Raw genomic sequence first — 17,514 nt, 5'->3', positions numbered from 1 at the left:
AGATTAGAACCGATCGATGCGATACGGCGAGGTGTCCACTGCGGGGGCCTCGCCGTTCATCATTTCGGCGAGCAGTTTCCCGGTGGCGGGGCCGAGCGTAAAGCCCTGATGGCCGTGGCCGAAATTCACCCACAGGCCGCGATGCGTCGGGACGGGCCCGAGCACCGGCAGCATGTCGATCGAGCAGGGGCGGGTGCCGAACCACGGCTCGGGCTCGACGCGGCTCCCGATGTCGAGCAGGCCGCGCGCGGCGGCTTCGGCGTGGCCGAGCTGAATCGGCGTCGCAGGAGCGTCCGGACTGGTCAGCTCCGCGCCGGTGGTGATGCGGATTCCCTTCGCCATCGGCGCCATCGCGTAACCCATGGCGGTATCCACCAGCGGCAGGTCGAGCGAGCGGCCGCCTTGATAGTGCATGTGGTAGCCGCGCTTGCGCACCAGCGGAATCCGGTAGCCGAATTTTTGCAGCAGATCGGGTGACCACGGCCCGAGCGTGACAACGACATGGGCTGCGTCGATCCGGCCGGAGGCCGTGTCGACGGACCAGCCGGATCTGGTTTCGGTCAGTGTCTGCGCATCGCCGCGCAGCAGCGTGCCGCCGAGACGCTCGAACAATCCGGCATAGGCCGAGACGAGACCGCCGGGATCCGACACGGTCCAGGGCTCGAGCCAGTGAATGGCGCCGGGCAGGTCGTCGCGCAGGATCGGTTCGGCCTTTGCAAGCTCGCTGCCGTTGAGGACACGAAACTTCACGCCGAAGTCGCGCTGGTTCTCTTCAGCGATCGCAGTCGCCGCCGCCAGCGCGGCCGGATCGCGGTACAGGATACGAAAGCCGGCGCGGCGGATCAGGTTGTCGGCATGGGCCTCGCGGATCAGCGTGTCGTGCTCCGCCGTGGCGTGGGCGATCAGGCGTGCCCAGGCAAGGGTGGCTTCGCGATGCCGCTCGGGTGTCGAGTGCCACCAATAGCGCAGCAGCGGGCCGGCATGCTGCGGCAGCGATGCCAGCCGATAGCGGACGTCGTTGGTGCGGCCCATCGCGATCCGCGCCAGCGTGGCAAAATCGCGCGGCATCGGATAGGGCCGCACGGCCTCGCTCTGAATGATCCCGGCATTGCCGTAGCTGGTCTCCCGGCCGGGCTCCCTGCGGTCGACCAGCGTCACCGACCAGCCGCGCCGCTGCAGGTGCAGCGCCGTGCCGACGCCCACCATGCCGCCACCAAGTACGATTGCGCTTTGCATTGAAGCTGTTCTCTCCGGCGTCTGATGCGCGGTTCGCCAATAAAAACGCCCGGCTTGCACCGGGCGCTTTAACTCATGGGAAGGTCAGTTGCCGCCGCCGAAGCGGCGCGACCACCAGCCCTTGCGGGCGGGAGCCTCGGTTGCGGCGGCAGGCTCCGGCTCCGCGAGCGGGGCGGGGGCCGGGGGCGGCTCCTCGGCCGGGCTCTGCACCAGCGTGGGCGCCGGCGTTTCCGCCTGTGGGCTCGAGCTGAAGCTGACCTTCTCGCGCACGGTCGACCGACGCCGGGCGGCGCGGTCGGTTTCCGCCGGCGCGTCCTCGGTCACGGCCGCGGCCGCTTCAACGACCTCGGGCGCAGGCGCAGCGACAGCCTCGGCCGGCTGCAGCTCGCGCGGCACGGCAACCACCTCGGGCACCTCGAGCACCGGAGCCGGCTGCAACATGCCCTCGAAGTCGGCGACCGCATCGGCAGCCTCCGGCGTCGGGGCCGGGCTCAGCTCGTCGGAGATCGATCCCGCAAGACCTTCATCGGCTCCGCCACCGCCACGCCGGCGGCGGCCGCCACGACGTCCGCGGCGGCGCGGGCGACGCTCGCCATTGGCGGCCTGGTCGCCGCCCGCAAAGCCTTGCTGCTCGTCGCCCTCTTCATCGTCGCCTTCGCCGTCCTCGGTCGCGACTGCCTCGCCGCCCTCGGGCAGCACATGCATGAGCTCGCCGTCCTCGCGCGGCGGCTGGGCGGACTCGCGCTCCTCGCGGTCACCGCCGCGGCCGCGCCGCCGGCGCCGCCGCTTGCGGCGTTGACCGTCGCCTTCGCCCTCGGCAGCGGCTTCCTCGCCGGCCGCCTGGTCGTCGGCGAGGCCCTCGGTCTCATCGGTCTCGACCTCGGCCTCGTACTCGAACGATTCCTCGTCGTCGTCGGCCTCTTCGGCCTGCGCTGGCGCGGCTGCGGCCTGCGCCGCCAGCAGCGCTTTCGCGGCCTCGAGCGTGTGCACCTGCTCACCGCGGTCGATGATGTAGGACTGGGTGCCGTGCACGGTGGCGTCGGCGACGATCGAGAGCTGCACCTTGAAGGAGTCCTCGAGGTCGCGCAGATGGCCACGCTTGTGATTGAGCACATAGAGCGCGACGTCGGTGCGGGTGCGCACCACGAGATTGTGCGTCGCGCCCTTCATCAGGATTTCCTCGATGCCGCGCAGCAGCTGCAGCGCCACCGACGAGACCGAGCGGACGTGACCCGAGCCGCCGCATTGCGGGCAGGGCTCGGTCGAGCTCTCCAGCACGCTGGCGCGGATGCGCTGGCGCGACATTTCCAGCAGGCCGAAATGCGAGATGCGGCCGACCTGGATCCGCGCGCGGTCCTGGCGCAGGCAGTCGGACAGCTTGCGCTCGACCGCGCGGTTGTTGCGCTTCTCGTCCATGTCGATGAAGTCGATGACGATCAGGCCGGCAAGGTCGCGCAGGCGGAGCTGGCGGGCGACTTCCTCGGCCGCCTCCAGATTGGTCTTGAGCGCGGTGTCCTCGATATGGTGCTCACGGGTGGCGCGCCCCGAGTTGACGTCGATCGAGACCAGCGCCTCGGTCTGGTTGATCACGATGTAGCCGCCGGAGCGCAACTGCACGGTCGGCGAGAACATCGCGTCGAGCTGGCTCTCGACGCCCATCCGCGAGAACAGCGGCTGGCCGTCGCCATAGAGCTTCACCGCACGCACATTCGCCGGCATCAGCATCTTCATGAAGTCGCGGGCTTCGCGGTAGCCGGCATCGCCCGCCACCTGAATCTCGTCGATCTCCTTGTTATAGAGGTCGCGCAGCGAGCGCTTGATCAGCGAGCCTTCCTCGTAGACCAGGGTCGGCGCCTGCGACTTCAGCGTCAGGTCGCGCACCGTCTCCCACATTCGGATCAAATATTCGAAGTCGCGCTTGATCTCCGGCTTGCTGCGCGAGGCGCCGGCGGTGCGCAGGATGATGCCCATGCCCTCGGGCACGTCCAGGTCCTGCACCACTTCCTTCAGCCGCGAACGGTCCTGGGCGGAGGTGATCTTGCGGCTGATGCCGCCGCCGCGCGCGGTGTTGGGCATCAGCACCGCGTAGCGGCCGGCGAGCGACAGATAGGTGGTCAGCGCGGCGCCCTTGTTGCCGCGCTCTTCCTTGACGACCTGCACCAGCATGACCTGTCGGCGCTTGATCACTTCCTGGATCTTGTACTGGCGGCGCGGGCGGAACGGACGCTCCGGAACCTCCTCAAGCACGTCGTCGCCGCCGACGGACTCGACGACGTCTTCCTCGGCCTCTTCGCCGTCGTCCTCATCCTCGTCGTCGGCTTCATCGCCGTTTTCGCTCGGCGCCGCGCCGGCATCCGCGGAGGCGGCTTCGGCAGATCCGGCGGGCTCGGCGACGGCGAGGCCGTCGTCGCTGGCAGCGTGATGTTCATCCGTGGCCGCAAGCTGCACGTCGTCGGCGTGCGCAGCGTTTTCCTCGGCCTGTTCCTCATAAACCCGCTCGGGCTCATGATTGATCTCGACGGGCTCGGCCGGCTCCGGCGCGGCCGACGCCGCGGAGGCCTCGATCACCGCGACGACCGGGTCGGGCTGGACGTCGGTATCCGGCGCCGCGCTCACTTCGTGGGCGTGCTCGTGACCATGTTCATGACCATGGGCGTCGTCATGGTGATGATGATCGCCGTGATCGTGATGGTGGTCGTCGTGATGCTCATGGTCTTGGGCAGGATCTTGGGCATGCGCATGGTCGTGCGCCTCATGCTCGTGACCCTCGTGCGCGGCCACGTCGTGATCGTGGGGCTCGGCCGCGATCGGCTGCTCGAGCGCCTCGTGAGCTTGCGCCTGCGGGTCGGTGGCAGCCTCGATCACCTCGCTCTGGACGCGGTCGCCGTGGCCACGGCGGCGGGCGTTGCGATGGCGGGAGCGGCGGCGATGACCGCGGTTCTCGTGCTCTTCCTCGGCCTCGCGATGCGCGCGCTCGTCGGCCTCGATCAGCGCCTGACGGTCGGCGACCGGGATCTGATAGTAGTCGGGATGAATTTCGCTGAACGCCAGGAAGCCGTGGCGATTGCCGCCATATTCGATGAAGGCGGCCTGCAGCGACGGCTCTACGCGCGTGACCTTGGCGAGATAAATGTTGCCGCGCAGTTGCTTGCGCTGGGCGGTCTCGAAATCAAACTCTTCGACTCGATTGCCACGGACCACGACGACCCGGGTCTCTTCCGGGTGGGTGGCATCGATCAACATCTTGTTGGGCATTTTGCAGCTCTTGACGGCGGCGGGCGCGGTTCATGGCGCGCGCAAACTGCGCCGCCCGGTGACGCGACGGTCCACCTGATTCGGGGGTGAGGGGAAGGCCAAAACGCGTCTGGCGGCGCCGTGCCGGGCGGGAACCCACCGGGATGATGCGACGGGCGAAGCTTTCACCTCGCGTCAGCGCGATCGTCTCGGCGATCCTGGTCGGCAATACAGTCTGGCGCATTAAGCGTCGGCCCGTCTAAACATGGTGGCGGCGAGAAATACCGCCGTATCTTTTGCTGAAAGCTTCGGCGCGGCGCCGAAGCGCCTGCCGGCCATCGCATATCGAGGCCCCAAGGGGTCCGGATAATCGTTTATGCCGGTTCTCAAACCGTCCCTCGGGCGAGAGTGCCTGGGACCGGACGCCGCTCGGGCTCGAAACCGCCCCTCCATGTCAGCCGCGCGCGGCGCTGGCTGTGGAGGGGCCGGAAAAACACGGCGGGATCTTCTGGATCGAAGGTTCCACCGCTGCACCGGGAGGCTGAACGCGACACAACCGGGAGTACTAGCCGTCAGCATCCCGTACATACGTTGATTGGCTGCCGCGTGCAAGGGAAGCGTCGGGAGCGTCGCGGGGCGGCAACACTCGATCCTTTTCGTGCGTCCGTCATTAGCATGCGATTAACCGTGTGGTTTTAATGCGGTAAGAGGCTGCCAAGGAGGCTCGAATCGGTGGCAATTCGCGCAAATCGCCGTGTTTTGCTGGGGAGCGCGCTATTGTGCGCTGCAGCATTGGTGTTTGCCGAAGCAGGTCGCCTGACCGCCGCCGAGGGGCAGCAGAACGCTCAGCCGGCCCCGGCCTCGAATTTCCCGGTCGCATCCGACGCGCGCCTCGCCGGCGACGGCAAACAGACCCGATTCATCCTCGATCTGGACCGTAAGATCGAGTTCCGCGCCTTCCCGTTGGCCGACCCGTATCGCGTCGTGGTCGATATCCCGCAGGTCAATTTCCAGCTCGCTTCCGGCACCGGCTCGAACGGGCGAGGGCTGGTGAAGGCATTCCGCTACGGCCTCGTGATGCCTGGCGGCTCCAGAATCGTGTTCGATCTGACCGGACCGGCAAAGATCGCCAGCTCCTATGTGCTCGACGCCGCCAACGGCCAGCCGCCGCGGCTGGTGCTGGAATTCGAGGAGGTCGATCGCACCAGCTTCACGCAGTCGCTTGCGCCTGAGGCCCGGCCCGAACTGAAGCCCGCGCTCGCCGAGGGCAATGTCGTCGTCCCGCCCGTCACGACGGCGGCGTTGCCGCCGGTCACCGATCCCCGCCCTCTGATCGTGATCGATCCCGGTCATGGTGGCATCGACAATGGCACCCAGTCCGGCGGCGAGCTGGAGAAGAACCTGGTGCTCGGCTTCGGCCTCGCTTTGCGCGACCGGATCGAGAAATCCGGCAAATACCGCGTGGTCATGACGCGGACCGACGACACCTTCATCCCGCTGAATGACCGGGTGAAGCTGGCGCGCAACCAGTCGGCGGCGCTGTTCGTCTCGATCCACGCCGACGCGCTGCCGCGCCGCGAGGGCGATGCCCAGGGCGCCACCATCTACACGCTGTCGGACAAAGCCTCCGACGCCGAAGCCGAGCGGCTCGCCGACACCGAAAACAAGGCCGACGCCATCGGCGGCGTGAATCTGACCGACGAGCCGACCGAGGTCGCCGACATCCTGATCGACCTCGCGCAGCGCGAGACCAAGACCTTTTCCAACCGCTTCGCCCGTCTGCTCGTGGACGAGATGAAGACCACGGCGCGGATGCACAAGCATCCGCTGAAATCGGCGGGCTTCCGGGTGCTGAAGGCGCCCGACGTGCCCTCGGTCTTGGTGGAGCTCGGCTACGTCTCCAACAAGGGCGACCTCGAGCACCTCGTTTCCGAGAACTGGCGGAACAAGACGGTCGGCTCGATGGTCCAGGCGATCGACGCGTTCTTCGCCAAGCGGCTGGCAACTGCCGGATCGGCCAAATGAAATTGGCCGGCTGAAAAGCCCGCCGGCGTTGCCGGGAAGCCCTAGTTTGGCCACAGCGGCAACGGTATAGAAAAGGGGCGACAGGGTTCTTCGGAATCACCCACATTGTTCGGGCCCTTGTATTTTGAGCGTGCGCAAGAATGGCTCCGCCGGGGCCGTGGGGCTTGGTTGGCTTTCGCACTTTTGGACAGGCGCTTCGCAGAAGATTGAGCGCCGGAGGGTAGGGACGGGACTTCGATGCGCCTGCTCGTGCGGTTCATGGGTTTCTTGTTCGCCGCCGGAACCGTGGTGTTTCTGGTTGGCGTCGCCGGGGTTGCCGGCGCGATCTGGCATTTCTCCAAGGATCTGCCGGACTACTCGCAGCTTCAGGACTATGAGCCGCCGGTGATGACCCGCGTGCACGCCTCCGACGGCGCGCTGCTCGGCGAGTACTCCAAGGAACGCCGGCTCTACCTGCCGATCCAGGCGGTGCCGAAGCTCGTGATCAACGCCTTCCTCGCTGCCGAGGACAAGAACTTCTACGAGCACGGCGGCATCGACTATCAGGGCATGGCGCGCGCTGCGATCCTCTACGCGCAGAACTACGGCTCCAACCGCCGCCCGCAGGGCGCGTCGACCATCACCCAGCAGGTCGCGAAGAACTTTCTGCTGACCAACGAGGTCTCGTTCTCGCGCAAGATCAAGGAAGCCTTGCTGGCGATGCGCATCGAGCGCGCCTACTCCAAGGACCGCATCCTCGAGCTCTACCTCAACGAGATCTATCTCGGCCTCGGCGCCTACGGCATCGCCGCCGCATCGCTGGTCTATTTCGACAAGTCGGTCAACGAGCTCACCATCGCGGAGGCGTCCTACCTCGCCGCACTGCCGAAGGCGCCGGCCGCGCTGCACCCGGTGCGCAACCGCGATCGCGCCATCGAGCGCCGCAACTACGTGATCGACCGCCTGCTGGAGAACGGCTGGATCAAGCAGGCCGACGCCGACAAGGCGCGCAAGGAAGCGCTCAACGTCACCAGCCGTTCGAATGGCGCGCACATCTTCGCCGGCGAATATTTCGCCGAGGAAGTCCGCCGCGACATTTTTGAGCGCTACGGCGAGAAGAAGCTCTATGAGGGCGGCCTGTCGGTCCGCACCACGCTCGACCCGAAGATCCAGGTGATGGCGCGCAAGACCATGGCGGCCGGTCTCGTCAACTATGACGAGGCGCAGGGCTGGCGCGGGCCGGTGCAGAAGCTTGCCATCGCCGGCGACTGGGGCGTCAAGCTCGCCGACGTGAAGTCGCTCTCCGACATCTCGCCGTGGCGGATGGCGGTAGTGCTGGAGACCAGCGACCAGTCGGCGCGGATCGGTTTCCAGCCGGGCCGCGAACTCGGTGGCGCGGTCAGCAAGGAACGGCAGACCGGCATCATCACCATGGACGGCGTGCGCTGGGCCAAATCCAAGGGCAAGGCGCCGACGGCGGTCGCGCAGGTGCTGCAGCCGGGCGACGTGATCTACGCTGACCCGCTGGTGAACAAGGACGGCAGCGCGGTCGAAGGTCAGTATCGGCTGCGGCAATTGCCGGAAGTGTCCGGTGCGATGGTGGTGATGGATCCCTGGACCGGCCGCGTGCTCGCGATGGTCGGCGGCTTCTCGTTCGACCAGAGCCAGTTCAACCGCGCGACCCAGGCCTACCGGCAGCCCGGTTCGTCGTTCAAGCCGATCGTCTACTCGTCGGCGCTGGACAACGGCTATACGCCGTCGACCACCGTGATCGACGCGCCGATCGAGATCGATCAGGGGCAGGGCGCCGGGGTGTGGCGTCCGGAAAACTATTCGACCGGCAAATATTACGGCCCGACCACGCTGCGCAACGCGCTGCAGCGCTCGCTCAACACCGTGACGGTGCGGCTGGCGCAGGACATCGGCATGCCCTTGGTCGGCGAATACGCCAAGCGTTTCGGCGTCTATGACGAGTTGCCGAACTACCTGTCCTATGCGCTCGGCGCCGGCGAAACCACGGTCATGCGCATGGTGACGGCGTATTCGATGTTCGCCAATGGCGGCCGCCGGGTGAAACCGACGCTGATCGATCGCATTCAGGACCGCTACGGCCACACCATCTTCAAGCACGACCAGCGCGAATGCCGCGGCTGCGACGCGCCCGGCGGCTGGAAGAACCAGGCGGAGCCGCAGCTGGTCGATCGTCGCGAGCAGGTGCTCGACCCGATGACCGCCTACCAGATCACCGAGATGATGGAAGGCGTGGTCCAGCGCGGCACCGCCACCGTCGTCAAGGAGGTCGGCAAGCCGATCGCCGGCAAGACCGGTACCACCAACGACGAGAAAGACGTCTGGTTCATCGGCTTCTCGCCTGACATTGCCGTCGGCGTCTACATGGGCTTCGACAAGCCGCGCAACATGGGGCGCGCCGCGACCGGCGGTCATATTGCGGCGCCGATCGCGCGCGACTTCCTCAAGCTGGCGCTCGCCGACAAGCCGCCGACCCCGTTCAAGGTTCCGGCCGGCATCAAGCTGATCCGCGTCGATGCCAAGTCCGGCATGCGCGCAGGACCGGGCGAGGGCGGCAACACCATCCTCGAAGCCTTCAAGCCGGGCACCGCACCGCCGGAGAACTACTCGGTGATCGGGGTCGCCGATGCCGATGGCCGCAGCCCGAGCCCGGGTCCGCAGCCGTCGCAAAGCCAGCAGCCTGACGGCAGCAACGTTTTCCTGCGGCCTTTCGGTCTGTATTAGAGCTCCGTTCCGATGCCATCGGAAGGGAGCTCTAGATTGTTGTTTGGACGCGTTTTCTTCACGCAAAACCGGCATCCACTTCGCTGGAAAACGCTCTGGTAATTGTTCCGCCCAAATGCCCGGGACAGCGCTGTCAATCCGATTGCGCTTTGCCGCGCCCGTCGCTACATCCCTCGGAACCTGTTTTCCCAACTCCTGAAAGATCATGCGCGCCGAAATCGAACGCCTTGTTGAAGAGATCAAGCAGTCAGTCGGGCTGCTGAGGAGGCATCTTTGACGTCGAACAATCGACGGCACGCCTCGCGGAGCTGAACAAGCTCGCTGAAGACTCCAATCTCTGGAACGATCCCCAGAAGGCCCAGCGGCTGATGCAGGAGCGCACCTCATTGGAGGACGCGCTCTCTGGAATCGGCAAGGTCGAGCGCGAGCTCGAGGACCAGATCGGCATGATCGAGCTCGGCGAGGCCGAGAACGACGCGGGCGTGGTCTCTGACGCCGAGAAGGCGCTGAAGGACCTGAAGAAGGAAGTCGCCCGGCGCGAGCTCGAGGCGCTGCTCTCCGGCGAGGCCGACAAGTTCGATTCCTATCTCGAGGTCCATGCCGGCGCCGGCGGCACCGAGAGCCAGGACTGGGCGCAGATGCTGCTGCGCATGTACACGCGCTGGGCCGAGAAGCACGGCTTCAAGATCGAGTTTCTCGAAGAATCCCAGGGTGAAGAGGCGGGCATCAAGTCCGCGACGATCCAGATCTCCGGCCACAATGCCTATGGCTGGCTGAAGACCGAAGCCGGCGTGCACCGCCTGGTGCGCATCTCGCCGTTCGATTCCAACGCGCGGCGCCACACCTCGTTCTCGTCGGTGCAGATTTTCCCCGTGATCGACGACTCGATCAAGATCGAGATCAAGGAGAGCGACGTCCGCACCGACACGATGCGGTCGGGCGGCGCCGGCGGCCAGCACGTCAACAAGACCGAGTCGGCGGTGCGCCTGACGCACATTCCGACCGGCATCGCGGTGGTCTGCCAGGCCGGCCGCTCCCAGCACAAGAACCGGGCGCAGGCTTGGGATATGCTGCGCGCGCGGCTCTACGAGATCGAGCTGAAGAAGCGCGAGGAGCAGGCCGCCGCCGACCAGGCCGCCAAGACCGACATCGGCTGGGGCCACCAGATCCGCTCCTACGTGCTGCAGCCCTATCAGATGGTGAAGGATTTGCGCACTGGCGTGCAGACCTCCGATACGTCCGGTGTGCTGGACGGCGACCTCGACGAGTTCATGGCCGCGACCCTGGCGCAGCGTGCCTTCGGCACTGGGCCCGGCGCGGTCGAGGATGTGGATTAGCCCATGCAGCGTGTGGCCTTCATCGGACTGGGACGGATGGGCCACGGCATGGCCGGCCGCTACCTCGATGCCGGCTTCACGGTCACGGTGTGGAATCGCAGCAAGGCCAAGGCCGCGGACCTGATCGCGCGCGGCGCGCAATGGGCGACCTCGCCGGAGGACGCCGCGATCGACGCCGATGCCGTCGTCACCATGGTGGCCGACGATGAAGCCTCGCGCTCGGTCTGGCTGACCAAGGACGGCGCCGCCGCCACCATGAAGGCCGGCACACTCGCGATCGAATGCTCGACGGTTTCCTATCAGCACGCACTCGCGATGGCGCAGGAGCTGCGCAACCGCGGGCTGGTCTACATCGATTGCCCCGTCACCGGGCTGCCGGAAGCGGCGGCCGCGGGCAAGCTGACGCTGCTGGTGGGCGCTGATCCCGCCGACCTCGAACGCGCGCAGCCATATCTGGCGCCGATCGGCAGCACGATCCGGCATTTCGGCGCGGTCGGCACCGGCACCGTGTTCAAGCTGATCAACAATCTGATCGGCGCGGTGCAGATCGCCAGCCTCGCCGAGGGCGTCGCGATCGCCGAACAGGCTGGCCTCGATATGCAGCTGGTGGCCGAGGCGCTGGCGACCGGTGCGGTCGCGAGCCCACAGGTGATCCGCCACAGCAGGCGGATGATCGACCGCAATTTCTCCGGCGCCTCCTTCACCGCGGCGCTGCGCCACAAGGATGCCGAATACGCCGTGCGGCTCGCCGAGACGCTGCTGCCCGGCGTGCCCGTCAGCCGCGCCGCGCTCACGGCCTATGACAAGGCGAAGGCGCATGCGCCCGACGCCGACGAAGGCCAGATGATCGAGATCGTGTCGCGGCCGAAATAGGGCGCGTCAGATATCGGAAATCGGGTGGCCATCGCCGCAGCGGCCGGCTAGTCATCTGCGCCCGCGCAGCTGAGAGCCCGCCATGCCGTCCGCCGACAACAGGATCGATCGCCGCGACTGGGCGCTGCTGGGTCTGCTCTCGGTGCTCTGGGGCGGCTCGTTCTTCTTCAACGGCGTGATCCTGCGCGAACTGCCGCCGCTGACGCTGGTGTTGCTGCGGGTGGCGCTCGGCGCCGTGATCCTGCTGCCGCTGCTGCGGGCCCGCAACATCGCGTTCCCGAAGGGCGTGGCGGGATGGGCGCCGTTCTTTGCGATGGGGCTGTTCAACAACGTCCTGCCGTTCTCGCTGATCGTGTTCGGGCAGACCTACATCCCGAGCGGGCTCGCCTCGATCCTCAATGCGACGACGCCGCTGTTCGCCGTCATCATCATGGCGGCAGCCGGCGAGGAGCGGCTGCAGGCGCGCCGCGTTGCGGGCGTGATCGTCGGCGTGATCGGGGTTGCGATCCTGCACGGCGATGCGCTGGGTTTCGAGAGCCGGCAGGGCATCGGTATCGCGCTGTGTCTCGCCGGTGCCTTCAGCTACGGCATTGCGGCGCTGGTCGGGCGGCGGCTGCCGGTGCATGTGCCGCCGCTGGGCACGGCGGCGTTCCAGATGATGGCTTCTAGCGTGATGATGGCGGTGGTCGCGGCTGTCGTCGACCGGCCCTGGTTGCTGCCGATGCCGCACGCGACGACGTGGGTTGCGGTGCTCGGGCTGGCGGCGCTGTCGACGGCGCTGGCCTATATCGTGTTCTTTCAAATCCTGCAGCGCTCCGGGGCGACCAATGTGATGCTGGTGACGCTGTTGATTCCGGTCACCGCGATGCTGCTCGGTACGCTGGTGCTCGGCGAGCCGGTCGCGCTGCGCGAGGTGATCGGCGCGCTGGTGATATCAAGCGCGCTGCTCGTGATCGACGGCCGCGTGCTGGCGTGGTTCAGCGGCGCGCCTGCTTCCACGCCGCATACCAGCCGGTGAAGCGGCCGCTGTCGCGCTCGCCGCCGTGCCAGGCGGCAAACACCGTGCCGTCGTCGGCGACCAGCAACACCGCATCGAGCCCCTTGGAGCGGCGCAGCGTGTCGATCGCCTGCGCCGGCGTCTGCGCGATCGGCCCTGCGACATTGAACGAGGTGTTGACCGACATCTCGACGCCGATGCGGCGGCCGAGCGCCTTGAGGTAGGCATAGGTGAGGGGATCGTCGGCCTCGCGCACGATCTGGATGCGGCCGGTGCCGTCGGCATGCACCACGGCGGGAATCTTTTCGCGCGCCTCCGGCTTCGAATGCGCGGTCAGCACCATGTAGTTGTAGGCGTTGTAGTTGCCATCCGACGCGCCGTCTTCCAGCTCGAAATAATCGCGCGCCGATTGCAGCGTCGCCATCGGTGCCAGCGGGCGGATCGCCTCGCGGTACTTGACCCGCTCGTTGAGCCGTTCGCGCACATGGGGATCGCAGGGATTGGCGAGGATCGAACGATGCCCGAGCGCGCGCGGGCCGGTCTCGGCCGCGCCCTGGTAGATCGCGATCACGCCGCCATGCGCCACCGCGTAGGCCATCAGGTCGGCGATCGCATCGCGGCTCTCTGGTGTCGAGACGTAGCCGATCGCGGTGGACGCGATGTCGTCGGCGCGAAGGGCCGCACTGATGTCGGCATGCGCCGGCGGCAGGCCGCAATAGAACGCGTGCGACAGCGGCGCGCCGCGCGGGGCACCGGCCATGTGCGCGAACAGCCAGGCGGCGCCGATCGGCACGCCGGGATCGCCGGGCACCGGCGGGATCCACATGTGCAGCCGGGTCTTGCGCTGCTGCGCGCGCTCGAACCACGCCTCGTCGAAATGCTCGAGCAGCCGCATGTTGCCGAGCGCGTTCAGCGCGACCCCGCCGGTCAGCACCAGGCGATCGGTGCCGGTGAGGCGCAGCAGATGATCGATGACATGGATCATCGCGTCCTCGAATACCAGTTGCGTCGCCGCCGCCTTGTCGAGCCGGTCCTTGGTATCGGGGCGATGCTCGATGTCTTCGACGCGCAGCACGGCGTCGGGATTCCACAGCTGGTCGGGCCGCAGCGGCGGACCGAGGATATCGATCAGCGGCTGCTTGTAGGGATTGTCGCCGGGATCGGCATACCAATTGGCCATCGCGCGGTTAAGCCGCACGGTGCCGTTGGGGCCGAGCTGCAGCACGGCCTTCAGCCGCGCATAATACGGATTGGTGGCGCGGTTCATGTCGCCCCAAGCGGCGGCGCCCATGTAGCGGCCTTCGCTGGACAGCCAGGTCCAGCCGCCCTGGCTCGACGACACCACGGTATAGAAGGCGCCGAGCGAATCGAACAGGCTCTCGTTGCAATAGAGCTGCTTCATCTCGCCGTTCTCGGCGACGTAGAGCGAGATCGAGCCGACGTCGCCGGTGCCGTCGAGCACCGCGATCGCGACCGTCTCGCGGCTCTCTGCGAACGGCGAGGCGGTGAACGAGTACCAGGCGTGATTGTCGTGATGCGGCATGCAGATCAGCGGCACCTGTTCGCCGAGCCCGTACATCCGCCCGAGCTTGCGCGACAGCCGCCGCACCTGATCCAGCTGGCGCAGATTGATCGCGGGGGCGATCGGCGCGCGCAGCAGCTTGAGGCTGGGCGGCGCCTCCTCGAGCGAGGTGCGGATCAGCATCGCCAGCAGCGCCGGGTAATCCCAGGTGGTGACGAAGGCCGAGATGTCGCCGATGTCGCGGCCCATCCGCTGCAACACCTTGCGCATGTCGTCGAGCGCGTGCTGCGGAAACTCGTTGGTGTGCTTGTTGCCGGAGAAGCGCTCTTCCTCGTTGTTGACGATCAGGCGCGGGCCGTGCAGCTGCGACACCTCGACCAGCGCGACGCCGGTGTTGTGGGTGCCGGGGCAGGCGAGGCCGGCGATGTAGATGGTCTCGCCGCGCTGCAGCCGCGCGCGGATCTCGGCGATCTTCGCCTGCGCGAAATCGCCGCTGACCTTGTGCAGGCCGCGGCGCGCCAGCTGTGCCTCGCCGAGGCGGCGCGTGAGTTCATAGCCCCACGCCGCCAATCGCGGATGGCGCGGACCGATACGGATTTCCGGCTTAAGCAAACAGAACGCCTCGACTTAAGATCCCCCACCGGGCCTTCAAACACAAATCGCGCCAGGCAACAATGCCGTTTCGCGCAGCGGAAAAAGCCGATGCTTGCCAGCGCTTCGGTGACTTGCGAGACTTGCCGCCAAATCAACGACAAAAATCGGGAGAAAACGATGCCGGCTCGTTTGGGATATATTGGCGCAGCGGTGGCGTTCGCAAGTGCCGCGCTGATCGCGAGCACCGCTTTCGCGCAGAAGAAATACGATCCCGGCGCGACCGATAGCGAAATCAAGATCGGCAATATCATGCCGTACAGCGGCCCGGCCTCGTCCTACGGCGTGATCGGCAAGACCGAGGCCGCGTTCTTCAAGATGATCAATGATCAGGGCGGCATCGGCGGCCGCAAGATCGACTTCATCAGCTATGACGACGCCTATTCGCCGCCGAAGGCGATCGAGCAGGCGCGCAAGCTGGTCGAGAGCGACGAGGTGCTGTTGATCTTCCAGCCGCTCGGCACGCCCTCGAATTCGGCGATCATGAAATACATGAACGCCAAGAAGGTGCCGCAATTGTTCGTCGCCTCTGGCGGCACCAAGTTCGGCGATCCGAAGAATTTTCCGTGGACGATGGGCTTTCAGCCCAACTACCAGAGCGAGGGGCGGATCTACGCCAAATACATTCGCGACAAATTCCCCAACAGCAAGATCGCGGTGTTCTGGCAGAACGACGATGCCGGCAAGGACCAGTTCAAGGGCCTGAAGGACGGGCTCGGCGACAAGGTCAGCATGATCATCGCCGACAAGTCGTATGAGGTCAGCGATCCCTCGATCGATTCCCAGATCGTCGCGCTGCACGATTCCGGCGCCGACATCTTCTTCTCCTGGGCGGCGCCGAAAGGCTCGGCGCAGGCGATCCGCAAGGTCGGCGAGCTCGGCTGGAAACCGAAATTCTTTCTGGCCAACACCGCGACCTCGGTCGCCTCGGTGCTGAAGCCGGCCGGGCTCGAATATTCCAAGGGCATCATCTCGACGGCGTATCTCAAGGACCCGACCGATCCGACCTGGGACAAGGATCCCGCCGTGGTGAAGTGGCGCGCCTTCATGGACAAGTACTATCCCGACGGCGACAAGGCCAACGCCAACAATATCTACGGCTACGTGCAGGCCGAGGCGATGGCGCAGGTCTTGAAGCAGTGCGGCGACAATCTCACCCGCGACAACGTGATGAAGCAGGCCGCCAGCCTGAAGAATTTTCACTCCGACCTGATGCTGCCCGGCATCATGGTCAACACCTCGGCCGACGACTACTACCCGATCGAGCAGATGCAGCTGATGCGCTTCAACGGCGAGGCGTGGGAGCTGTTCGGCGATGTGATCACCGGCGAAGTCGGGCACGACGCGACAAGGTAGGGAACGTTTGGCGCCGCCGTCGATCCCGTCATCCCGCGAAGGCTTCGCCTTTGCGCGGGGACGACGGTGGTCGGTCTGATTGAATTGTCAAACAGCTGGCTCGATGTCATCACCCGCGAAGGCGGGTGATCCAGTATTCCAGAGGCAGTCGTTATTCAGCCGAGACGCCGCGGCGTACTGGATCGCCCGGTCGAGCCGGGCGATGACAGTCGTGGGTGGGGACGCGGTGCTCAGCCCTTCGGGCTGCCCCGGAATGACGACGGAGGATGTTCGACCAGCAGCTTCTCCGGCTTCCGCGCGCGCAGCGCTATGCCGCCGGCGACGCCGACGCCGATCACGTAGATCCAGCCCTCGTGGAAATCGGCGAGATGCGAGTTGAACAGCGAGCTGGTGATGTTCTGCACCACGACGGCAAGCCCGATCCAGCTCGCGAGGTCGCGGCCGGAGAAAAGGCGGAGGTGGCTGTACCAGAGGGCGTAGAGCAGGACGATGCCGGCGAGGCCCCACTGGATCGCGACGTTGAGTGTTTGATTGTGCGGGTTGTTGACCACCTCGGCCTGCAGGCCGGTCTGGCCGAGGGCATCCTGGGTGAACAGATGCCTGATCGCGCCGGTGCCGTGGCCGAGCACCGGTGCCTCGGCAAAGAATTTCAGCGATTTGCGCCAGTAGGTCAGCCGCTGCGCGGTCGAGGCGATGGTCGACGTGTCCTGGGCGCGATACTCGATGCCGATATCGGCGATGCGCTGGCGCAGATAGGGCGAGGTGGTCCAGGCCAGCAGGCTCGCCACCGCGACTGCCGCGAACAGCGCCCGCGTGGCGCGCCGGCCGAGATGCAGGAACGCAAACAGCATCAAGAGCACCGGCATGGTGACCAGCGCGGTGCGCGCCGAGACGACGTAGAGCATGTTGGCGACGAACAGTGCGATCAGCGCCAGACAGCCGGCCGCGGCGGCGAAGCGGCGCGCCCGCAGCGCGGTCCATGCCGGCAGCGCCAGCGCGAAGGCACACAGCGCAAACTCTTGGCTTTGGTCGATGTAGTTCTTCACCGGCACGCCGTCGGACGCGGTGTGGGTGAGCTTCAACTCCGGCCGCGCCAGCACGATCCAGGACAGGATCATCATCAGCATGCACGAGACGAGGAACGCCCAAAACACCTGCGGACCGCGTTGCGAGCGCTTGAAGTAGCCGAGCAGGACTGGCAGCAGCAGCAATTTGCCGAGCGGCTTGAGGCCGTAGAGCCGTTCCGCCCAGCTCGCCTCCGACCACAACAGGCCGAGCAGCGCGAGCACGACCAGCGCCACCGGCAGCGCGCAGGCTGGCGTGGCGAGATCGAGCACGAACTGCTCCCAGTCGACGGTCGGGATCACGGCAACCAGCCAGAGCAGCAGGAATACGGTCAGCGCCGTGGTCGACCACGGCAGCGCCGCCGCGGCGAGCACGATCAGCGCGTCGGTGGTGCTGAGATAGGCGGCCGAACCGGACCAGGTCCTGATACGGTCGCGCCAGCGCGGCACCGGGTTGGCGGTGATGTCGGCGGTTGCAGTCATGGC

11 protein-coding genes are annotated in these 17,514 nt (G+C 66.5%); 7 read left to right on the top strand and 4 right to left on the bottom strand.

From position 1 onward, the window contains the following. Positions 1-3: 3 nt before the first annotated feature. Complete coding sequence (locus tag CI41S_RS38275) at positions 4-1,236, bottom strand: NAD(P)/FAD-dependent oxidoreductase (RefSeq protein WP_139864191.1); 1,233 nt, start codon at positions 1,234-1,236, stop codon at positions 4-6. Positions 1,237-1,320: 84 nt separating this feature from the next. Then, entirely contained in the window at positions 1,321-3,852 is a 2,532-nt protein-coding gene (locus CI41S_RS38270; protein ID WP_283813183.1) for an Rne/Rng family ribonuclease, read from the bottom strand. A gap of 15 nt (positions 3,853-3,867) precedes the next feature. Between CI41S_RS38270 and CI41S_RS45110 the strand changes: the two genes are divergently transcribed. The 6 genes from CI41S_RS45110 (at position 3,868) to CI41S_RS38245 (ending at position 12,456) form a co-directional block, all read left to right on the top strand. Then, entirely contained in the window at positions 3,868-4,581 is a 714-nt protein-coding gene (locus tag CI41S_RS45110; RefSeq protein WP_283813182.1) for a hypothetical protein, read from the top strand. A 621-nt stretch (positions 4,582-5,202) separates the two neighbouring features. Continuing rightward, a complete protein-coding gene (locus CI41S_RS38265; RefSeq protein ID WP_139483977.1) occupies positions 5,203-6,495 on the top strand; it encodes an N-acetylmuramoyl-L-alanine amidase in 1,293 nt (430 codons plus the stop codon). A 237-nt stretch (positions 6,496-6,732) separates the two neighbouring features. Continuing rightward, on the top strand, positions 6,733-9,228 hold the full coding sequence (locus tag CI41S_RS38260) for a penicillin-binding protein 1A (protein ID WP_139864189.1): 2,496 nt from the start codon (positions 6,733-6,735) through the stop codon (positions 9,226-9,228). Positions 9,229-9,433: 205 nt separating this feature from the next. Further along, a protein-coding gene (gene prfB / locus CI41S_RS38255; protein ID WP_139864188.1) for a peptide chain release factor 2 occupies positions 9,434-10,565 on the top strand; the annotation gives its coding sequence in 2 pieces (ribosomal slippage) (positions 9,434-9,502 and positions 9,504-10,565; 1,131 coding nt in all). Between the two features lie 3 nt (positions 10,566-10,568). Further along, complete coding sequence (locus CI41S_RS38250) at positions 10,569-11,438, top strand: NAD(P)-dependent oxidoreductase (RefSeq protein ID WP_139864187.1); 870 nt, start codon at positions 10,569-10,571, stop codon at positions 11,436-11,438. An 82-nt stretch (positions 11,439-11,520) separates the two neighbouring features. Beyond that, positions 11,521-12,456 carry a DMT family transporter gene (locus CI41S_RS38245; protein ID WP_139864186.1) on the top strand — a complete coding sequence of 312 codons (936 nt, stop codon included), beginning with the start codon at positions 11,521-11,523 and terminating at the stop codon, positions 12,454-12,456. On the opposite strand, the gene CI41S_RS38240 is transcribed toward CI41S_RS38245, so the two are convergent. Next, a complete protein-coding gene (locus tag CI41S_RS38240) occupies positions 12,416-14,569 on the bottom strand; it encodes a carbamoyltransferase C-terminal domain-containing protein (protein ID WP_139864185.1) in 2,154 nt (717 codons plus the stop codon). The genes CI41S_RS38245 and CI41S_RS38240 overlap by 41 nt on opposite strands. A gap of 159 nt (positions 14,570-14,728) precedes the next feature. Here CI41S_RS38240 and CI41S_RS38235 point away from each other — a divergent pair, with 159 nt between their 5' ends. Next, complete coding sequence (locus CI41S_RS38235; protein WP_139864184.1) at positions 14,729-15,964, top strand: ABC transporter substrate-binding protein; 1,236 nt, start codon at positions 14,729-14,731, stop codon at positions 15,962-15,964. Positions 15,965-16,194: 230 nt separating this feature from the next. Here CI41S_RS38235 and CI41S_RS38230 read toward each other — a convergent pair whose 3' ends face one another. Beyond that, positions 16,195-17,511 (bottom strand): O-antigen ligase family protein, encoded by a 1,317-nt coding sequence (locus tag CI41S_RS38230; protein ID WP_139864183.1) that lies wholly within the window; start codon positions 17,509-17,511, stop codon positions 16,195-16,197. Positions 17,512-17,514 lie beyond the last annotated feature (3 nt).

This window comes from Bradyrhizobium ivorense (assembly GCF_900696085.1).
Taxonomy (GTDB): domain Bacteria; phylum Pseudomonadota; class Alphaproteobacteria; order Rhizobiales; family Xanthobacteraceae; genus Bradyrhizobium; species Bradyrhizobium ivorense.
This window is presented reverse-complemented; position numbering and strand designations above follow the sequence as displayed.

What these genes read in the sequence shown, in the direction of transcription:
- CI41S_RS38245 (WP_139864186.1), top strand. Translation starts at nt 11,521, where the DNA reads ATGCCGTCCGCCGACAACAGGATCGATCGCCGCGACTGGGCGCTGCTG.
- CI41S_RS38250 (WP_139864187.1), top strand. Translation starts at nt 10,569, where the DNA reads ATGCAGCGTGTGGCCTTCATCGGACTGGGACGGATGGGCCACGGCATG.
- CI41S_RS38235 (WP_139864184.1), top strand. Translation starts at nt 14,729, where the DNA reads ATGCCGGCTCGTTTGGGATATATTGGCGCAGCGGTGGCGTTCGCAAGT.
- CI41S_RS38275 (WP_139864191.1), bottom strand. Translation starts at nt 1,236, where the DNA reads ATGCAAAGCGCAATCGTACTTGGTGGCGGCATGGTGGGCGTCGGCACG.
- CI41S_RS38230 (WP_139864183.1), bottom strand. Translation starts at nt 17,511, where the DNA reads ATGACTGCAACCGCCGACATCACCGCCAACCCGGTGCCGCGCTGGCGC.
- CI41S_RS38260 (WP_139864189.1), top strand. Translation starts at nt 6,733, where the DNA reads ATGCGCCTGCTCGTGCGGTTCATGGGTTTCTTGTTCGCCGCCGGAACC.